The organism is Streptomyces sp. 4N124 (assembly GCF_052245395.1).
GTDB lineage: Bacteria > Actinomycetota > Actinomycetes > Streptomycetales > Streptomycetaceae > Streptomyces.
Window position 1 is genome coordinate 45,532 of sequence record NZ_JBQQBS010000061.1, and the last position, 18,264, is coordinate 63,795.

Below are 18,264 nucleotides of genomic sequence, written 5' to 3' on the forward strand. Positions count from 1 at the left end.
CAGTGTAGGTTTGTTTCAAACTTGAACCAAGCCCGCCCGTCGCCGAGGTGGAGTACGCAGATGCCCTTCCCCTACGTCCTGCTGTCCGCCGCCGTCTCCCTCGACGGCTACCTGGACGACACCGGCCCCGACCGCCTGCTCCTGTCCAGCCCGGCCGACTTCGACCGCGTCGACGAGGTACGGGCCTCGGTCGACGCCATCCTCGTCGGCGCCGGCACCATCCGCGCCGACAACCCCCGCCTCCTGGTGAACTCCCCCGGGCGCCGAGCGGCACGAGAGGCCGCGGGAAAGCCCGCCTACCCCCTGAAGGTCACGGTCAGCGGCTCCGGAGACCTGGACCCGACGGCGAAGTTCTGGCACACGGGAGGCGAGAAGGTCGTCTATACGACGGACCAGGGCGCCCAGCGCCTGCACGCCACGCCTGTCGATGCCGACGTGGTCCCACTGGGCCCGGAACTGGACTGGCGCCGGCTGCTGGAGCACCTGCACGAGGTGCGCGGCGTGCGGCGTCTCATGGTCGAGGGCGGCGGCGTCATCCACACCCAGCTGCTCCAGCAGGGGCTGGCCGACGAGTTGCAGCTGGTTTTGGCGCCGCTGTTCGTGGGCGACCCGAAGGCGCCGCGGCTGTTCGGCCCCGGCGGATATCAGGGCGGCCGCCTCCGCCTGCTGGAGACACGGCAGATCGAGGACGTCGTGCTCATGCGCTACGAGCCCACCGCACCCGGCGCCGGCCGGCCGGCCTCCGCCGCCGACCACCACTGGCTCGCCCTGGCCTGCGAACTGGCCGGGCAGTGCCCTCCCTCGCGGACCGCGTTCAGCGTGGGAGCGGTCGTGGTCGCGGCCGACGGGACGGAGCTGGCGCGGGGCCACTCCCGTGAGGGCGGCGACCTGGTCGTCCACGCGGAGGAGGCCGCGCTGGCGAAGCTCGACCCGACCGACCCCCGGCTGGCCACCGCCACGGTGTACAGCAGCCTGGAACCATGCGCCCACCGCGCGTCCCGCCCCGCGCCGTGTGCGCGGTTGATCCTGGACGCCGGAGTACGGCGCGTGGTGACCGCGTGGCGCGAGCCGGACACCTTCGTGGTGGCCGCCGACGGCAGCGGGATGCTGGAAGCGGCCGGCGTGGACGTCGTCGTACTGCCGGAGTACGAGGAGCGCGCGAAGGCACCGAACCGTCACCTGGCGGCGTGAGGACCGACCTCAACTCCCCTTCGGCCCATCAGATCCTGCGCCCCGTCCCCGCACCGGGCACGCTGCGAATGAGCGGGTGTGGATCACGGCACGGAGGCGGCGATGGGGTCGGTGCGCAGACGGACGACGGCTTTGCTGATCCCGCCCCTGGCCGCGGCACTCCTCGCCTCCTGCGGGACGGCCGACGGTTCGCGCACCATGGCCCGCACCCTCCCGCCGGACGCCGAGTTCACCCACCCCGGTGTCCTCGTCGGCAAGGCCCAGCTGGACGCCGTACGAGAGAACGTCCTGGCGGGCAGGCAGCCGTGGCTGAAGGCGTTCCTCGACATGCGGGACAGCAGATATGGGGCGTACAAGTACCGGGCCGAGCCGTACCAGACCGTCAACTGCCCGGCCGGTGCCATGGCCGGCCGAGGCTGCATCCAGGAGCGTACGGACGCCATCGCCGCCTACACCCACGCCCTGCTCTTCACGGTCATGGGCAAGCGGCAGCACGCCGTCAAGGCCCGGGAGATCATGGACGGCTGGTCGGCGAAGCTGAAGCGGCACACGGGGCAGAACGCCGGACTCCAGGCGGCCTGGGCCGGGTCGACCTGGGCGCGGGCCGCCGAGATCGTGCGGCACACACCCGGCGCCGACTGGCCCGCCGACCGCGTACAGCGCTTCGAGACCATGCTCCGAACCGTCTACCTCCCCCGGGTCACCCGCCGGGTCCTGGACGTCAACGGAAACCGGGATCTCGCCTCGACCGACGCGGCCATCGGCATCGCCGTCTTCCTCGACGACCACAAGACCTTCGACCACGCCCTGCGACGCTTCCGCGACCGTGTCCCCGCCTACTTCTACCTGCGCAAGGACGGCCGCCACCCGCTCACCGCGCCGGGCTCCGGCATGGACACCCCGCAGCGGCTGAGGTCGTACTGGTTCCAGCAGTCGACCTACAAGGACGGCGTCACCCAGGAGACCTGCCGTGACTTCGAGCACGTCGGCCACTCCCTCGCCGCCACCGCGCACATCGCCGAGACGGCCTGGCACCAGGGCGTCGACCTGTACGGCGAGGTCAAGGACCGGCTCAAGGCCGCCCTGTCCCTGCACGCCCGGCACCAGCTGGGCGAGCCGGCACCGTCCTGGCTGTGCGGCGGCAAGGTCGCCAGGACCATGGGGCCCGACCTGGAAGTCGTACTGAACCACCTGGAAGACCGGCTTCACGTCACCGTCCCCGCCGCCCGCAGACTCGCCGAACGGACCCGCCCGGCCGGTACCGACGGCCTCTTCGTCGCCTGGGAGACCCTCACCCACGCGGGCAATGCCGCAGGGTGAATCAACGTGTGGTCATGGGTGTCCCGCGGATGGCGTAGACTAGTGAACACAACGACGCGGGGTGGAGCAGCTCGGTAGCTCGCTGGGCTCATAACCCAGAGGTCGCAGGTTCAAATCCTGTCCCCGCTACCAAATATGCAGTTGAAGAGGCACCTTCGAAGTTTTATTCGAAGGTGCCTCTTTCTGCTGTTTCGGGACTGTCCAAAGGTCCACTTTTTGACCCTGACAGTCTTTGGAGCCTCCCGTAAGCTCCTGACTACTGTGCGCCACAGCAGGGGGGCTTTGGATGCTCGATGCCCGACAGCATCAGGGCAAATTCGGCGAGGACTACGTCCGTGTGCTTGCCTCCGCGGCAGGGTTGATCGTCATTCAAGGCGATCTCGACGCCGATGGGGTCGATCTCGGATTCCGCGCCACCGGTCGATACGGACGGGTGCTGTCACCCACTGTCGAAGCTCAGATCAAGACATGGTCGGCGCCATCCGGGTCGTCCGGTCACCTGACCTATCGCGGGCTCAACGAGTGGCAGTTCAACAAGCTGGCCGGTCCCGACTTCACCGTTCCTCGGTTCTTGTTCGTCATCTGCGTCCCCGCGGACAAGCAGGAGTACGCGGCCATGACGACCGATGGCGTCATGCTGCGTCACCTCGGCTATTTCGTCTCACTCCGTTCCGAGGAGCCGATCACGAATCCTGATCGTGAGCGAAAGCGTCCGGTCAGGGTTCCGACGGCGAACGTGCTCACCGCCTCTTCGCTGCGCCGGCTCACCGAGACCCAGTCGGACTGGTAGGGGAACCGAGATGACGATTCCGCTGAAGGTCGCTGACATCGCCGGCTATCTGGCCGAAACGGGCTGGGAGCGGGATCCGCGAGGCTGGCGCGGGGCGAGTGTCTGGCAACATCCGGGCGACTACGAGGTGTTGGTGCCGGGTCGCGACGGTATGGGGGACAACGAGCGCCGGGTCCGGGAGATCCTTCGCTGCCTGTCCGCGCTGGAGGACCGACCGGCGGGCGACATCGCTCTGGAGATCGCCAGACCGCAGCTGGACAAGCAGTATTTCCGGACGTTTCCCACGGGGCACGACCCGGGTTACACGTCGCTCCTCTTGGGTGCGCAGGCCGTGGTGGGCGTCCGCAGCCTCCTGAGTGCGGCGACGCGCACCGTCGTGCAGGGGCCGCATTTCTCCTTCGCCGGCAGGGCACCGGGCGTGGTGGGGGACCTCCTGCGTGCGGCCGAGCTCGGCCCGTCCAAAGCCGGAAGCTACATCGTGGAGACCCGGGTGCCGGCGGATACGACGGCTCAGGCCCCGAGTGGAGAGCAGATCGCCGGTCGGACCGTGCTGGTCCAGATGCATGAAGCGGTGAGCGCCGCCCAGGCGGCCGTGGCGGCGGAGGAGCCCGCGGCATTCGACGACACCGTCACGGCCGGCGTCTCGGCGGATCTGTGCAAGGCGCTCAGCGATCTTTCCGGCTCCGACCGGAGCGAGCCGTTCGAGATCACCTTCCGGTGGGCGCGCTCGCAGCCCCTCGACGCGCCGTCACACGTCGTCGCCTTCCCCGAGACTTCGGGATCGCTTCTGTCGGCGGCGGCCACCCGGCTTCGCGGCCTCAGCGCCACCGGTGCCGCGACGCTCTCCGGTGTGGTCGAGGGGCTGCACGACGACGCGGCCGGCAACGACCGGTGGCGGATCAAGGTCCGCGGCGAGTTGCGCACCGAGCACGCCGAACTGGTCCGGCGGGCCGTCTGGGTGCGGCTTCCGGACCAGGCCTCGTACGACCGGGCGATCACCGTGCATCGGGAGCGGCAAGAGATCACCGTGACGGGCGAGTTGTCCAGCGCGACCGGCCGGGTGGAACTGGTGCCCGGGCGGGGGCTCGACATCTGAACGGCTTTCGGCTCATCGAGGAGGGGTACTGTGCCGACGGAGTTGACCGTACGCGATCATGCATCGCTGTTTGCCCTGATGGTGGTCGCACGACCGGTGACCAACCGCGAACTGCGCGATCTCGCCGGACTGGAGGTCAGCGCGGAGATACGCCGACGAGCGAATCAGGATGTCGAGCGGATCGCGACCAAGAAACGTGGTGCGGTCAACACGCACCAGCTCACGCCCGCGGGCAAGACCTGGTGCGAGTCCGCTCTGGTGGCCGGACGTCCGGACGGAGCGAAGTTTCCGGCCGGCGTGCTGTTTGCGGTGCTGGACAGTGTCGGACAGTATCTGGCCCGCTCGGGCACCAAATTCGGCGAGTTCTTCAAGCCCGACGTCGAGGGCTGGATCCGCGCGGTGTACGCGGAACTCACCGTCCGCCGCGAACCAGGCAGTTGGGTCAAACTGTCGGCGCTGCGCCCATGGCTCGAAGGCCTGCCACGGGGGGTCGTCGACGCCGAACTCGACCGGATGATCGAGCAGTCCGACGTACAACTGATGGCCGAACTCAACCAGCGCGCGCTGAACGACGATGACCGCAAGGCCGCTGTCGACATCGGCGGCGAAGCCCGCCACCTGCTGCGGATCGGACCGGCGTGAACAGGGAGATCGCGGCCCTGAAGACCATCCACATCAGCACCGCGCCGACGCAGGACGAGATCTGGACGCCGACCCCCTACCACGTCGACGGCCTTCATCCGGAGGTGTACCGGCGGCTGGAAAGGGCGATGAGCGCCGTCGAGCGCGCCCACTCGCCGGTCGCGGCGGTGGTATGCGGTGAGCGCGGATCGGGCAAGACGCATCTGCTCGGCTGGACCCGCCACGAGATCCAGGAGCGCGGCGGCTTCTTCTTCTACATCAAGCTCGTGACCGGCCGGGACTTCTGGGAGGGCGCCGCCAACAGTCTCGTCGACAGTCTGTACCGCAAGGACGAGGGCGACCAGTTGCAGCTGGTTCGCCTCCTCGGTGAGCTTTCGCACCGAGCCGGCCTCGACACCGAGACCCACAGCGCCATCATCGGTGAGCGTGAGCTGACGCGCGCCCATGTCGACGCGTTCGTTCAGGGCATCCGGAAAATCGACCGGCAGGTCGGCAACGAGGCCGCCGATACGGCCCGCGCGCTGGCGCTCGTCGCCTCCACAGGCGATGCCGCGGGGATCGGCCAGGCCTACCTCGCGCTGGACGACGACGATCAGGGCCGGAGTGCCGCCTGGGGGATGTCGCCGCGCGGGCGGCCGGCGCAACTCCTGCTCCGCGATCTCACGCGCCTGTTCGCCCTCGTCGGGCCGCTGGTCTTCGCCTTCGACCAGCTGGACAACCTGGTGTCCGCGTCGGAGACGTCTGCGCTGACGTCGTCCGCGTCCGGCGGGAGCCGGGCAGCGCAGCGGCTGAGCAGCGACATCGCCGCCGGCCTGATGGAACTGCGGGAGGAAGCCCGCCGGACCCTGATGGTCGTGGCGTGTCTCCAGGACACCTGGGGGCTCATTTCCCGGTCGGCGGTTCGGTCCGCCCTGGATCGGTTCGAGGTCCTGCCGACACTCGGAGCGATTCCCGACGAGGCCACTGCCGCCGCCATCATCAGCAACCGATTTCGCCAGGGCTACGAGGCCGAGGGGTTCACCCCGCCCTACCCGACGTGGCCGATCAGCCCGGCCGCGCTGGCCGAAGCCCCCCACCGGTTCACCGCACGGCGGCTGCTCAAGCGCGTCGAGAAGCACCTCGCCGACTGTGAGCAGACCGGCACGGTTTCCGAACTGACCTCCCTGACAGGCGAAGAGCCCATGGGAGCCGCACAGCCCACGCCCGTGATGGCCGGCAACCTGAACGCCTTGACCGAGTCCTTCGCAAAGCTCCGTGCCGAGGCCGATGATCGCGGGCCGCTCAACGCCGCGTCCGAGGACGACGTGATGCCCGCCCTGCTGGGCGCGGGACTGCGGAGCCTGGTCAAGGAACTCGGTGCGGACGAGACACGGTTCCTCATCGAGACGGACTTCGGCCGCAAGGCGGCGCTGCACGCCCGGCTGCGCCATGTCGTCGACGAGGACAGCGAAAGCGAGATCCACTGGTCCTTACGGGCGATCGCCACGGACAACGCTCGCGCCGCCCAGACCCGGATACGCAACGCGGCTGTGGAGGCCGGCCTGGCGGCCCACCTGACGAGTCGCCGTCTGATCCTGCTGCGGAACATGCCGTATCCGAGCGGTGCCAAGACCAAGGAGATCAAGGACGACTTCGAGGCGCGGGGTGGGGTGTCGTTACCGATCGGCGCCGCCGATCTCCGGACCCTGGCCGCTCTCCGGGCCATGCTCGACGACCGTGCGCCAGGCCTGGCCGAATGGCTGCGACAGGAACGCCCCGCCTCCCGTATAGAGGTCTTCGCGCCGGTGCTGGCCGATCTGCGGCAGCAATTCGGCATCACGGCCACGGACACCGGCTCCAGCGGGGACACGGCGGACGCGGCGGACATGTCGGAGGACGCCGAGCCGGCTCGTACCGAGATCGTCATCGGCGCCACGGTCCGGGGCCGCCGTCCGTTCGCGGTTCCCATGGAACGGCTCCGGATGCACACCGCGGTGGTGGGGGCGGCGGGATCGGGCAAGACGGTCCTGATCAAGCGACTTGTGGAGCAATGTGCTCTGCGCGGTGTCTCGGCGATCGTGCTGGATCCGAACGACGACCTCGCCCGGCTCGGCGACCCCTGGCCGCGCACGCCGGATCGCTGGGCGGAGGAACAGGAGCGCGAGGCCCGACGCTATTTCGCGGATGTCGAAGTGGTGGTGTGGACGCCGGGCCTGAACCGGGGACGCCCGATCTCCTTCTACCCGCTCCCCGACTTCGGTCCGGTCCTTGACGACGAGGACGACTTCCCGCGTCTGGTCAGGTCGACCGTGACCTCACTCGCGCCGCATGCCGGTGTACGGGGCAGCAGTGCTCGCGCGACCCAGCAGCTGGGGGTGCTCAAACGTGCCCTCGAACGGTACGCGCGCGACGGCGGCAAGACCTTGGCCGGCTTCGTCGAGCTGCTCGCCGAGCCCTCGCCCGACATCGTGAACAGCAGGACCAGTCGCTTCGCGGTTCAGATGGCGGACACGCTGGAAGCCGCGATGGAGACCGACCCGCTGTTCGGGGAGTCCGGCGCACCCGCCGATCCCGGGATGCTCCTGATCCCGTCGCCGGGAAAGACCGCCCGTATCTCGGTGATCAGCTTCGTCGGCCTGTCCGGCGACGGACCGGCCCAGTTCGTCAGCCGTCTCCAGGCGACCTTGTTCTCATGGTTCCGGGCGCACCCGGTCGGCGACCGTGCCCTGGGCGGGCTACTGGTGATGGACGAGGCGCAGAACTTCGTACCCTCCGGTGCGGCGAGTCCGAGTACGGAGAGCACGGTCGAACTCATCCGCCAGATACGCAAATACGGACTCGGGATGGTCCTCGCCTCGCAGACGCCCAGGGGGATCCACAATCAGGCGCTGGGCAACACGGTGAACCAGTTCATCGGCCGCCTTACCGTTCCCGCTCAGATCAACGCCGTCGAGACCATGGCGGAGGCGCGGAACGCGGTCCTCGACAACCTCGCGGGTCTCTCGCGCGGCATGTTCAACGCCGCGACCGAGGGGACCGGATTCAGCAAGATCGAGGTGCCGATCTGTCTCAGTCACCACGATGTGCCGCTCAAGGAGGACGAGATCGTCGAGCGAGCCCGCCGCGGTACGTGAGGGCGCGGTTGTTGTCACCCGGCGTGAGTGGACGGTCCCGCTCCGGTAACAACTGACACAACGTCAGAACTGGTGTGACTGCTGAGTTGTCGCTGAGGCGCGGCCAACTCGCCCGTTTTTCATCGGTCATGACCCGTACGTCCTGCGCAAAAACGTTAATGATCAAGCGGAACCGCTTGGAATCCGGCCCCCGCGTCTATTAACGTTCGATAACGCAGCGCGGTCGTCCCAGCCGTCACAAGAGTCGGCTCCGTGCGCACGCGCCGAATTCCGCAAGGGAACCGGGGAACCACCACCTTGGGGTGAATCGCGCGGATGCCACCGTGGAAGCACGGTAGGTATACGCGCGTAGGAGACCTTCCTGCTCCGAACCCGTCAGCTAACCCGGTAGGCGAGAAGGAAGGAAAGGAGTACGCCTACGTGGCGTCCAACCGGCCTGCCCCCGAGGCCCCCTTCGTGCCGAGTCAGCGCGAGCCCGACACCTTTGTGTACGGCGGCTACCGCACCGACGACGAGGGCCCGCTGGAGGAGTGGAACCCCACCGAGGAGTCCATTCGTCCCGTACGCGGCCGGCACCGCGTCAGCAAGCAGCGCAACGGGGCATTCGCCCGGAGCTCCACGGTTCTCGGCGTCGGCGTCATAGCCGCTGTCGGCGCGGGCGGCATGGCCAGCGCCAACACCGGCAAGCCGCCGGTGTCCATCTCCCTGCCCGACCTGCCGTCCGTGGGCTCGATCATCTAGGACGACGCCGCCGAGGACTCGGCGGACACCGCGACCGCGCTCAGCACTGTCAGCGTGGCCTCCACCGAGAGCGAGCAGTCCGCCGCCGACGCGGGTGAGACGCTGCGCTCCCGGATCCTCGCCCAGGCCGAGCGGCAGCAGGACCAGGTCGACAGCAAGGCCGCGCAGGCCGTGCAGGCCGCCGCGCAGAAGGAGGCCGCCGAAGCGGCCGCCAAGGCGGAGCAGGAGGCCAAGGCCAAGGCCGCCGCCGCGAAGAAGAAGGCGGAGGAGGAGGCCGCGGCCAAGGCGGAGGCCGAGCGGCTCGCCCAGCTGGCCAAGCAGTTCGCGCTGCCGACCTCCTCGTACACCATCACCTCGACCTTCGGTCAGGCCGGTTCCCTCTGGTCCTCCGGCTACCACACCGGCCTCGACTTCGCCGCCCCCACGGGCACGCTCATCAAGGCCATCCACAGCGGCACGATCACCGAGGCCGGCTGGGACGGCTCCTACGGCTACAAGACCGTCCTCACCCTCGACGACGGCACCGAGCTCTGGTACGCCCACCAGTCCTCGATCAGCGTCAGCGTCGGCCAGAAGGTCGCCACCGGCGACGTCATCGGTCGCGTCGGCGCCACCGGCAACGTCACCGGCGCCCACCTCCACCTCGAGGTCCACACCGGCGGCTCCGACAGCGGCATCGACCCGATGGCGTGGCTGCGGAGCAAGGGGCTGAACCCCTGAGGTAGCGCTGCTGCGGCGGGGCCGTCTCAGCTGCGGCCGCCGTCCCGCTCAGCTGCGGGCATGCGTGCCGCCGGGGGCGGTGCCCACCTGGCAGGCGGCAGTACCTCCCGCCAAGCTGCGGGCATTCGTGCCGCCTAGGGCGGCACGGGTGGGCGCAGGCGGCACCCCGTCAGCGCCGGGGGCCGCGCACCCACCCCCGCCCAGCCGCACGCCGGGCCACTCGCAACGCCGGCTAGGTCCGATACGGGTTGTACGCGGGATACGGATACGGCACCGCATTCCCATACGCCCCGTACACCGGCAAAGGCGGCGCAGCCACCCGCGCCGCATGGTCCAGCGCCGGCCCCGCAACCCCCCTCCGCTGCCACAGCTCATGCAGCAACTCCCGCTCCCGTACGACGAAGTCGGCCCCCGCCCGCCCCCGCCGCCCCCGATGCCGCAGAAACGCCAGCGACGTCGCGTACGCCTAGTACTGCGCCACCGCCCGCCCCGCCGGCCTGCCGAAGTGACGACGGGCGTACTCCCGGGCCAGCCGCCGCGCCCGCATCGACCCGAGTACAAAGGGCGCGGCCGGCCCCAGCCAGCCCGCGGCGACATACGCGGGCAACTCGGCCCGTACGGTCCTCAGCTCCCGCTGCCGCGTCCAGATCAACAGCCAGGTCAGCAGCACGAACGCGGGCACCATGAAGATGGCGTACACGGCGAAGAACCCGTACGTGCCGAAGCTCGACGAGCCGTTCCACATCGCGTGCATGCCCATCGCCAGCAGCAGCCCGGACAGCGGCACGAGCACGCGCCGGACATGCTGCCGGTCCGCCGAGAGCGCGGCGACACCGAAGCCGATGCCGGTGAGGACGGTGAAGAGCGGGTGGGCGAACGGCGACATGATGATGCGGACGAAGAACGTCGCCGCGGTCACGGAGGCGATACCGCGGTCGCCGGTGAGCTGGTCGGTCCCGAAGGCCGTACCGAGGTAGAGGATGTTCTCGGTGAACGCGAAGCCGGTCGCGGTGACCCCCGCTATCACCACCCCGTCGACGATCCCGGTGAAGTCGCGTCGCCGGAAGAGAAAGACGAGCAGTACGGCCGCCGCCTTGGCGGACTCCTCCACGATCGGCGCTATCACCGTCGCCCCGAGGGTGTCCGCGCTGGACGGATCCGCGGTCGCCGTAGCTATCCATCTGGTCGCGAAGCTGTTGGCGACGATCGCTATCAGCGCCGCCGCGCAGGCGCCCCAGGCGAAGGCGAAGAGGAGGTTGCGCCAGGGGCCGGGTTCGACCCGGTCGAGCCAGCGGAAGGCGGCTATCAGCAGCGGCACGGGGAACACCGACAGACCGAGCCCGACCAGGAACCCCTCCGTGCCGGTCTGTTCGCGGACCAGGGCGAGGATGACGAGGCCGGACAGCGCGAGGAGCGTGATGAGGGCGCCGTACCGCACCCAGCGCTTCTGCCACCAGTGCGCGTGCCGCCGCGTGCCACCGGCGGGATCTCCGGTGTGCGGCGGGAACGGGGGGGTGGTGGCCACGGTTTTGACCCTAACGAGGGAAGGTTACTGGGGACCTTCGTGCAGTACGCGGCGGAACAGCAGGTCGTTCACGACATGTCCCTTGTCCAGCCCTTGGCCCTCGAAACGGGTGAGCGGCCGGAAGTCGGGACGCGGCGCGAAACCGCCGTCGGGCTGCGTGTTCTCGAAGTCCGGGTGCCCGCTCAGCACCTCGAGCATCTGTTCGGCGTACGGTTCCCAGTCGGTCGCGCAGTGCACGGTCGCCCCCGGCTTCAGCCGGGTCGCGGCGAGGCTGAGGAACTCCGGCTGGATCAGCCGCCGCTTGTGGTGCCGCTTCTTGGGCCAGGGGTCGGGGAAGAAGACGCGCAGCCCGTCGAGGGAGTCGGGGGCGAGCATCTCGCGGAGCAGGATGATCGCGTCGCCGTTGCCCACACGGATGTTGGACAGGCCGTGGTGGTCGGCCAGGTTGAGCAGATTGCCCTGGCCGGGGGTGTGCACATCGACGGCGAGGATGTTGGTCCCGGGGTCCGCCGCGGCCATCTGGGCGGTCGCCTCCCCCATCCCGAACCCGATCTCCAGCACGACAGGGTTCGCGTTCCCGAACAGCTCGGTCAGATCGACGACCCGCTGCCCGTCGATATCCAGCCCCCACTGGGGCCACAGCCGCTGCAACGCATCCGCCTGCCCCGCCGTCACCCTGCTCCGCCGAGGCTGAAAACTCCGAATCCGCCGCTCGAAATGCGACCCCGCGGGATCGGCCTTCGGCCCATCGGGAAACCGCGGCTCCCCCTTGGCTCGGCTATGACGAATGGACATGCCGGCTGCGTGATCAGCTTCGGTGGCGTGGTGAGTCTCAGACACAGTGGGGTCGATTTTACTGGCCCCCGCCAAGCTGCGGGCATGGGTGCCGCGGGGGCGGCGCCCACCCGGCAGGCGGTGGACTGCCGTCCCACCAAGCTGCGCCCGCCGCCCCGCTCAACTGCGGGCATGTGTGCCGTGAGGGCGGTACCCGTCCAGCGGGCGGCAGGGCGTGGTCCCGCGAAGCTGCGGGCATGTGTGCCGTGAGGGCGGTACCCGCCCAGCGGGCGGCAGGCCGCTGTCCCGTCCAAGCTGCGGGCATGTGTGCCGTGAGGGCGGTACCCGCCCAGCGGGCGGCAGGGCGTGGTCCCGCCAAGCTGCGGGCATTCGTGCCGCCTGGGGCGGCACGGGTGGGCGCAGGCGGCACCCCGTCAGCGCCGGGCTGCGCGACCCACCTCACGGCGCCCAGCCCCGCGGCACCCCGTCAGCCCCGGGCCGCGCGACCCACCCCGGCCAGCCCCAACGCCGTCGCACCGCTACACGTCGCCCAGCTCAGCCAACACCCCCCCCCGCACAGCTACACCCCGCCCAGCACAGCCAACGCCCTCCGCGCCACCTCCCGCCCGATCGGCAGCGAAGCCGTCGCCGCAGGCGAGGGCGCGTTCAGCACATGCACCGCCCGCTCCCCCTCCCGGATCATGAAGTCATCCACCAGCGTCCCGTCCCGCAACACCGCTTGCGCCCGCACCCCCGCCGCAGCCGGCACCAGATCGTCCCGCGTCACCGCCGGCACCAGCCTCCGCACGGCCTGCGCGAACGCCTCCTTCGACACCGACCTCCGCAGCTCCCCGGCCCCATACCGCCAGTGCCGCCCAGCCATCCGCCACACCCCCGGCCAGGCCAGCACCCCACCGAGCTCCCGCACCCGCACGGTCCCCCACCCGTACCCCTCGCGGGCCAGCGCGGGCACCGCATTCGGCCCGATGTGCACGCCTCCGTCGATCCCGCGCGTGAGATGCACCCCGAGGAACGGAAACGCCGGATCCGGCACCGGATACACCAGCCCCCGCACCAGCTCGGGCCGCGCCAGCGAGAAGTACTCCCCGCGGAACGGCACGATCCGCATCCCGGGCTCGTCCCCGGTCAGCCGCGCCACCTCGTCGCAGTACAGCCCGGCGCAGTTCACCAGCACCCGCCCCCGTACGACCGCCCCGTCCCGCGTCCGCACGGCCACTCCGAGCGTCGGGCGCCGATCCACCTGTACGACCTCCGCGCCGTACCGGATCTCCGCCCCGGACGCCTCGGCCAGTTGCCGGGCCACGCCCACGAAGTCGCAGACGCCGGTCGTCCCGACGTGTATCGCGGCGACCGAGCACACCTCCGGCTCGTACTCCATGACCTGTGCGGGGCCCAGCTCGCGCACCGGAATGCCGTTCTCCCGGCCGCGCTGCACGAGCGCGTGCAGCCGGGGCAGCTCCTCCCGGTCGGTGGCCACGATGAGCTTGCCGGTGACGGCGTGCGCGATGCCGTACTCCGCGCAGAACTTCACCATCTCGGCGGCGCCCCGCACCGCGTACCGCGCCTTGAGCGAGCCCGGCTTGTAGTAGATCCCGCTGTGGATGACGCCGCTGTTGCGCCCCGTCTGGTGCCGGGCCGGTCCCCCCTCCTTCTCCAGCACCGTCACCCGTGTCCCCGGCGCGGCCCGCGTGATCGCATACGCCGTCGACAGCCCGACGATCCCACCGCCGACCACGAGCACGTCACAGTCGTAACCGCTCCCGCGCCGCACTGCACCACCTCCCGCTATCGATAGTGCACTGCGCCACTGACAGTCACTTCAAACGCAGGGGACCACAGCGCCGCGCGGCACTTACGCCGGAGCCATCAACAGAGGCCGAGCCCGCTCCCGCAACTCCACCACCCGCGGCTCGTCGCCGTACGGCTCCAGCCGATGCAGAAGATCCTTCACATACTCGGTGGTACGAGCCGAGGAGATACGCCCCGCCACCTCCACCGCCCGCACGCCCTGCTCACATGCGGCATCGAGATTGCCCGACTCCAGCTCGGCGACCGCCGACACCACCAGCCGCAGCCCATGCGACCGCACGAACTCCTCCGTCGGCTTCGACAGCGCCTGCTCAGTGAAGCGGCGTACCTGTCGCGGCGCCTTCAGATCGCGGTAGCACTCCGCCGCGTCCGCGGCGAAACGGTCGTACGAGTAGAAGCCGAGCCAGGACGGATCGTTGTCCCCCTCCCGGGACCGCTCCAGCCACCCCTCGGCGGCTTTGAGGGCCGCCCCGGCGGCCTGCGCGTCACCCGCGCGTGCGTGCGCGCGTGCCTCCACCAGGCGGAAGAAGCTCATGGTGCGGGCCGTGGCGAGGCCGCGGTTGCGTTCCAGCGCGGCCTGCGCGAGATCGACGCCCTCGTCGCCGAAGCCGCGGTACGTCGCCTGGAGCGACATGGACGCCAACACGTACCCCCCGAGGGGTACGTCGGCCGCCGCGCGGGCGAGCCGCAGGGCCTGGATGTAGTACCGCTGCGCGGCCTCCTGCTGGCCCGTGTCGAAGGCCATCCACCCGGCGAGGCGGGTGAGTTCGGCGCTCGCCCCGAACAGCGCCCTGCCGACCTCGTCCGAGTACGAGCCGAGCAGAAGTGGTGCCGCCTCCACCCGTAAACACTCCGGCACCATGGACGAACGCCAGTCGCCGCCCCCGTACTTGGAGTCCCAGCGCCTGGCGTCCTCCGCGGCCTCCCGCAGCTTCTGCACATCGCTGTGGCCGACTTTGAGCGGTGACCCGGCGCCCTCGGACGGGCTCGCGTCGCGTGCCACCGAGCTGTCGGCCGGGGTTATCAGCCACCGTGAGGCGGGCGTTGCGTATGCGCTGACTGCGAACGACCCGGCCAGTGACTGCCAGATGCCGCCGGAGCCGGCCCGGCGCCCGGCGAGGTCGAGACGGTACAGCTCGGTCGCCGACTTCACGGCCTGTCCGACGTCTCTGGGGAAGGCGAGGCCCACCTCTGGTGCGGGATCCGCGTCCGCCAGGCCTATCTCGTGGAGTGGTACCGGGCGGCCGAGCTTCTGGCCGATGGCGGCGGCGATGAGGTGCGGCGCCGCGCCCTGCGGCACCATGCCCTTCGACACCCAGCGCGCCACCGACGTCTTGTCGTAGCGAAGAGTCAACCCGCGTTGAGCGCCAAGATCGTTGACGCGTCGCGCGAGTCCTGCGTTGCTGATTCCCGCGAGGGCGAGAACGGCGCCGAGTTTTTCGTTCGGCCCGCGTTGCTCCCTGGACATGCGCCACCCCTCGACACAGACGGCTGCCGCGCTGGCATAACCACGCGGCATTCGTAAACCCAGCGTAGTTCGCCGCATCCCAAGCGTTAAGGGGCATTCTTCCGGATGGCGGGATTGTGGTCCGTACTGAAGTGCGGCTCAGGTACGGACTGTTGTGACGTGCTCCCGCTGTGTGGCTGTGCGCCCGCCCGTGCGCTCTTCTCCGGCCATCGGGGGAGCGGTTCCATGAAGGTGCGTGGGTCGGCCCGCTGTACTGGATCCAGCGGGCTGGGGGACACCGCCGCCTACATCCCCGCGGGCGGCGGACCGGTCCGGGGGGCGAACTCCGCCTCCCGGACTGTGCGCCCGCCCGGCGATGGGCAGGGCATGTACGGAGCGTGTGCACGCGTGTCCTCGCGTCGGCGATTTGGCCGAAAACCGACCCCTCATTCTGTGGGCGATTACCGCTCCCACCATGGGAGTTGAGGGCGCATCCGGTGTTTTGGGGGAGCGTATCGGGGGCGCATTCGCGTCGCAGATGCCTTCTCCCGTGCGGGTGTTCGGGCGATTCCGGGTATCTCCTCAGAGACGCGTTCCCCGAGCACAAGCGGTGCCACCGCCCTGCTGGGGCGCGTCCTTCATGGCAGCATGGTGCTCCGGTTCGTGCGGTGCACTGGTTGTCCACAGTCTGTGGAGGCGTCGATGCGGTGGTTGGTGGGATGGAGCAGCACCGCCGCGGGTGCCGTCGAGCCCGGCTCGGCCGGCGCGACCGGTTACGAGGGCGAGACGCTGCACCCGGTGGGCTCCCAACTCCTGTGGGGCGACCCCGATCCGCTGTGGGCGGTCGGCGACTGGCGCCCGGACGAGGTGCGGGTGGTGAAGGCCGACCCGCAGACCCGGATCGCGGTGCTCGGTACGTGCGGGGCGACGGACGAGGAGCTGCGGGTCGGGCTGTTCGCCGCGCGCGGAGGGGCACTTCGGCATCTGACCGCCTGGCCGGGCAGCTACACGGCCGTCGTCCAGGTCGGGCGGCGGATCATGGTCTGCGGCGATCTGGCGGGTGCCAGGCCGGTGTTCTACACGCCCTGGGCGGGCGGTACGGCGTATGCCACCGCCGCCCTGCCGCTGGCCGATCTCATCGAGGCCAACCTCGATTTCGGGCATCTGGCGGCCCTGTTGGCGGCCCCTGATGTGCCGGCCGCGCTGCACGACTCCACCCCTTATGACGGCGTACGGCGCATTCCGCCGGGGCATGCGCTGATCCTGCGCGCCGGGGCGCGGGAGATCGCCGGGTACGAGCAGGTCGCCTCCCTCGCCGTCGCCGCGCCCTCGGCCGACCCGGACCGCGCGGTCGACGCGGTGCGCGACGCGCTCATCGAGGCCGTACGCGCGCGTCTGTCCGCGCCCCGGCATGTGCCCGGCGCCGACATAGATCCCGGGCCGGTGCCGGGGATGGGGCCCGCCGAACGCCGTGCCGCGCGCGGGATGCCGGTTCCGGGGATCGGGGCGGATCTGTCCGGGGGGCCGGCGTCGGGGACGCTGGCGCTGCTGGCCGCCGGGCTGCCGGGGATGCCGGGGACCGTGCTCGGGCATGGCACGGGGGCGGGGGAGCGGCTGCTGGCCGTGACCTTCAACGACTTGGCTGTGGGCGGCCGGGAGGCCGAGCTCGAGCGGGCGGGGGCGCTGGCGGCGAATCCCCGGCTGCACCATGTGGTGGTGGCCGGGGGCGAGGAGACGCTGCCGTACGCCGATCTCGACGGGCCGTTGACGGATGAGCCCGGTTCTTGTCTGGTGACGGCGGCCCGGCATCGCGCCCGGCTCGCCTCCGGCAGCGCGGACCACTTCACCGGGTACGGGGCCCGGCAGGTCCTGGACGCGCATCCGGCGCGGCTGGCCGATCTGCTGATGGACCGCAAGCGGCGGTATCTGGTGCGGCCCGTCGCTGCGCTGGCGAAGGCGGACGGGGGGTCCGTGCTGGTCCCCGCGCGCGTGTACGGCGCTGCCCGGCGGCTGGCCCGTACGCCGTACCGGGCGGGGCTGGAGAACCTCGCCGAGCGGCTGCTGCGGCGGCGCTTCGACGAACCAGGAGGCGCTGTGGGGGCGTCCCTCGCCGCGCTCACCTGGGGCAGACCGGGGCCTGCCGCCCGGTGGCTGACCGGGGAGGCGCTCGCTGAAGTATCGGTTCTTCTGCAAGGGGCGACGAATCGCTCGGGTGTCGGGCCCGGGCAGCGTCCCGGTGACTACCGCGCGCGTGCCGCGCTCGCCCGTCAGGCGACGAACCTCCGGGTCCTGGAGCAGGCCGCGGAGGTCCGCTTCCAGCGGCTGCACGCGCCGTTCCTCGACAACCAGGTGGTCCGCGCCTGTCGCGCCCTTCCCGAGGCCCTGCGGGTACGGCCCGGTGCGCGGGCCGCGATTCTCCGTACGGTGCTGGAGGGCGCGGGCGTCACCGATCTTCCGCCGGGCTGGGGTGCTCCCTCGCACGCCTACTCGGCGGCCGCCGCCCGTATGGGGCTGCGGGTCTCCGCGGACACCCTGATGTCCCTCTTCGGCACGCCCCTCCTCGCCGAGGCCGGGCTGGTCGAGGCCCGCGTCGTCCGCAAGGCCATCCGTGCGGCGGCCGAGGGTGAGCCGTTGCCCTTGGACGGCCTGGCCGACCTGGTCTCCCTGGAGCTGTGGCTCCGCCGTCTGCTCGCCCGAAGGGGAACCTGCTGGACCGGCACACCGGCACGTACGCGCGCGGTACCGGCCGGGATCACGCCCCAGGGGCGGGCGTTGGGGGCTGGGGCTGCGGCTCGGCAGGCGTGAGTGGGTGGGAGTGCCTCTTGGCGGGGGGCTGAGGCTGCGGTTCGGGCGCGTGTGAGTGGGTGGGGTGCCTCCCGGCGGGGGGTGCGGGTGTGTGGGGGTGCGCGTAGCGCCTTCGGTTGGTGGTGGGGTCGGGGCCGCGGTGGGGGTGTCCGTCCTCGGAACGTCGCGGCTCGGTCGTTCACAGAGGTGCCCGTGTTGACGCGACAACCGCTGCGGGCGGACACCCCCACCGCGTCCCCTTCCCGCCGTGGGCGACCGCGGGTGCGTGGT

At 70.6% G+C, this 18,264-nt stretch carries 10 protein-coding genes, 1 tRNA gene, 2 pseudogenes and 1 riboswitch; of the genes and pseudogenes, 9 read left to right on the forward strand and 4 right to left on the reverse strand.

All coding sequences use genetic code 11. The features are described 5' to 3' along the window. Positions 1–60 precede the first annotated feature (60 nt). The 8 genes and pseudogenes from ACTWQO_RS40095 to ACTWQO_RS40130 all read left to right on the forward strand — a co-directional run bounded on the left by ACTWQO_RS40095 (position 61) and on the right by ACTWQO_RS40130 (position 9,613). Positions 61–1,191, forward strand: a complete 1,131-nt coding sequence (locus ACTWQO_RS40095) for a dihydrofolate reductase family protein (protein ID WP_443242300.1) — start codon at positions 61–63, stop codon at positions 1,189–1,191. 102 nt (positions 1,192–1,293) lie between these two features. Further along, complete coding sequence (locus ACTWQO_RS40100) at positions 1,294–2,511, forward strand: alginate lyase family protein (protein ID WP_443242311.1); 1,218 nt, start codon at positions 1,294–1,296, stop codon at positions 2,509–2,511. A 55-nt stretch (positions 2,512–2,566) separates the two neighbouring features. Further along, positions 2,567–2,643 (forward strand) — tRNA-Met (locus ACTWQO_RS40105). Between the two features lie 154 nt (positions 2,644–2,797). Next, positions 2,798–3,301: a DUF4365 domain-containing protein gene (locus ACTWQO_RS40110; protein WP_443242301.1), complete on the forward strand. Its 504-nt coding sequence runs from the start codon at positions 2,798–2,800 to the stop codon at positions 3,299–3,301. Between the two features lie 10 nt (positions 3,302–3,311). Next, positions 3,312–4,397: a hypothetical protein gene (locus ACTWQO_RS40115; protein WP_443242302.1), complete on the forward strand. Its 1,086-nt coding sequence runs from the start codon at positions 3,312–3,314 to the stop codon at positions 4,395–4,397. A 30-nt stretch (positions 4,398–4,427) separates the two neighbouring features. Further along, positions 4,428–5,039: a hypothetical protein gene (locus ACTWQO_RS40120; RefSeq protein WP_443242303.1), complete on the forward strand. Its 612-nt coding sequence runs from the start codon at positions 4,428–4,430 to the stop codon at positions 5,037–5,039. Then, positions 5,036–8,152 carry a helicase HerA domain-containing protein gene (locus tag ACTWQO_RS40125; protein ID WP_443242304.1) on the forward strand — a complete coding sequence of 1,039 codons (3,117 nt, stop codon included), beginning with the start codon at positions 5,036–5,038 and terminating at the stop codon, positions 8,150–8,152. Before ACTWQO_RS40120 ends, ACTWQO_RS40125 begins: the two co-directional genes overlap by 4 nt. Positions 8,153–8,403: 251 nt before the next feature. Next, positions 8,404–8,561, forward strand: a riboswitch (cyclic di-AMP (ydaO/yuaA leader). A gap of 11 nt (positions 8,562–8,572) precedes the next feature. Continuing rightward, positions 8,573–9,613 (forward strand): annotated as a pseudogene (locus ACTWQO_RS40130) (M23 family metallopeptidase). A gap of 232 nt (positions 9,614–9,845) precedes the next feature. Here the strand turns inward: ACTWQO_RS40130 and ACTWQO_RS40135 are convergent. The 4 genes and pseudogenes from ACTWQO_RS40135 to ACTWQO_RS40150 all read right to left on the reverse strand — a co-directional run bounded on the left by ACTWQO_RS40135 (position 9,846) and on the right by ACTWQO_RS40150 (position 15,210). Beyond that, positions 9,846–11,138, reverse strand: a pseudogene (locus ACTWQO_RS40135) (PrsW family intramembrane metalloprotease). Positions 11,139–11,162: 24 nt separating this feature from the next. Beyond that, the gene (trmB, locus tag ACTWQO_RS40140; protein ID WP_443242305.1) at positions 11,163–11,933 is read right to left on the reverse strand and encodes a tRNA (guanosine(46)-N7)-methyltransferase TrmB; all 771 of its coding nucleotides are present in this window, start codon (positions 11,931–11,933) and stop codon (positions 11,163–11,165) included. 559 nt (positions 11,934–12,492) lie between these two features. Next, positions 12,493–13,704, reverse strand: a complete 1,212-nt coding sequence (gene lhgO / locus ACTWQO_RS40145) for an L-2-hydroxyglutarate oxidase (RefSeq protein WP_443242306.1) — start codon at positions 13,702–13,704, stop codon at positions 12,493–12,495. 81 nt (positions 13,705–13,785) lie between these two features. Continuing rightward, positions 13,786–15,210, reverse strand: a complete 1,425-nt coding sequence (locus ACTWQO_RS40150; RefSeq protein ID WP_443242307.1) for an MFS transporter — start codon at positions 15,208–15,210, stop codon at positions 13,786–13,788. A gap of 681 nt (positions 15,211–15,891) precedes the next feature. On the opposite strand from ACTWQO_RS40150, the gene ACTWQO_RS40155 reads away from it, so the two are divergent. Next, complete coding sequence (locus tag ACTWQO_RS40155; RefSeq protein ID WP_443242308.1) at positions 15,892–17,994, forward strand: asparagine synthase-related protein; 2,103 nt, start codon at positions 15,892–15,894, stop codon at positions 17,992–17,994. Positions 17,995–18,264 lie beyond the last annotated feature (270 nt).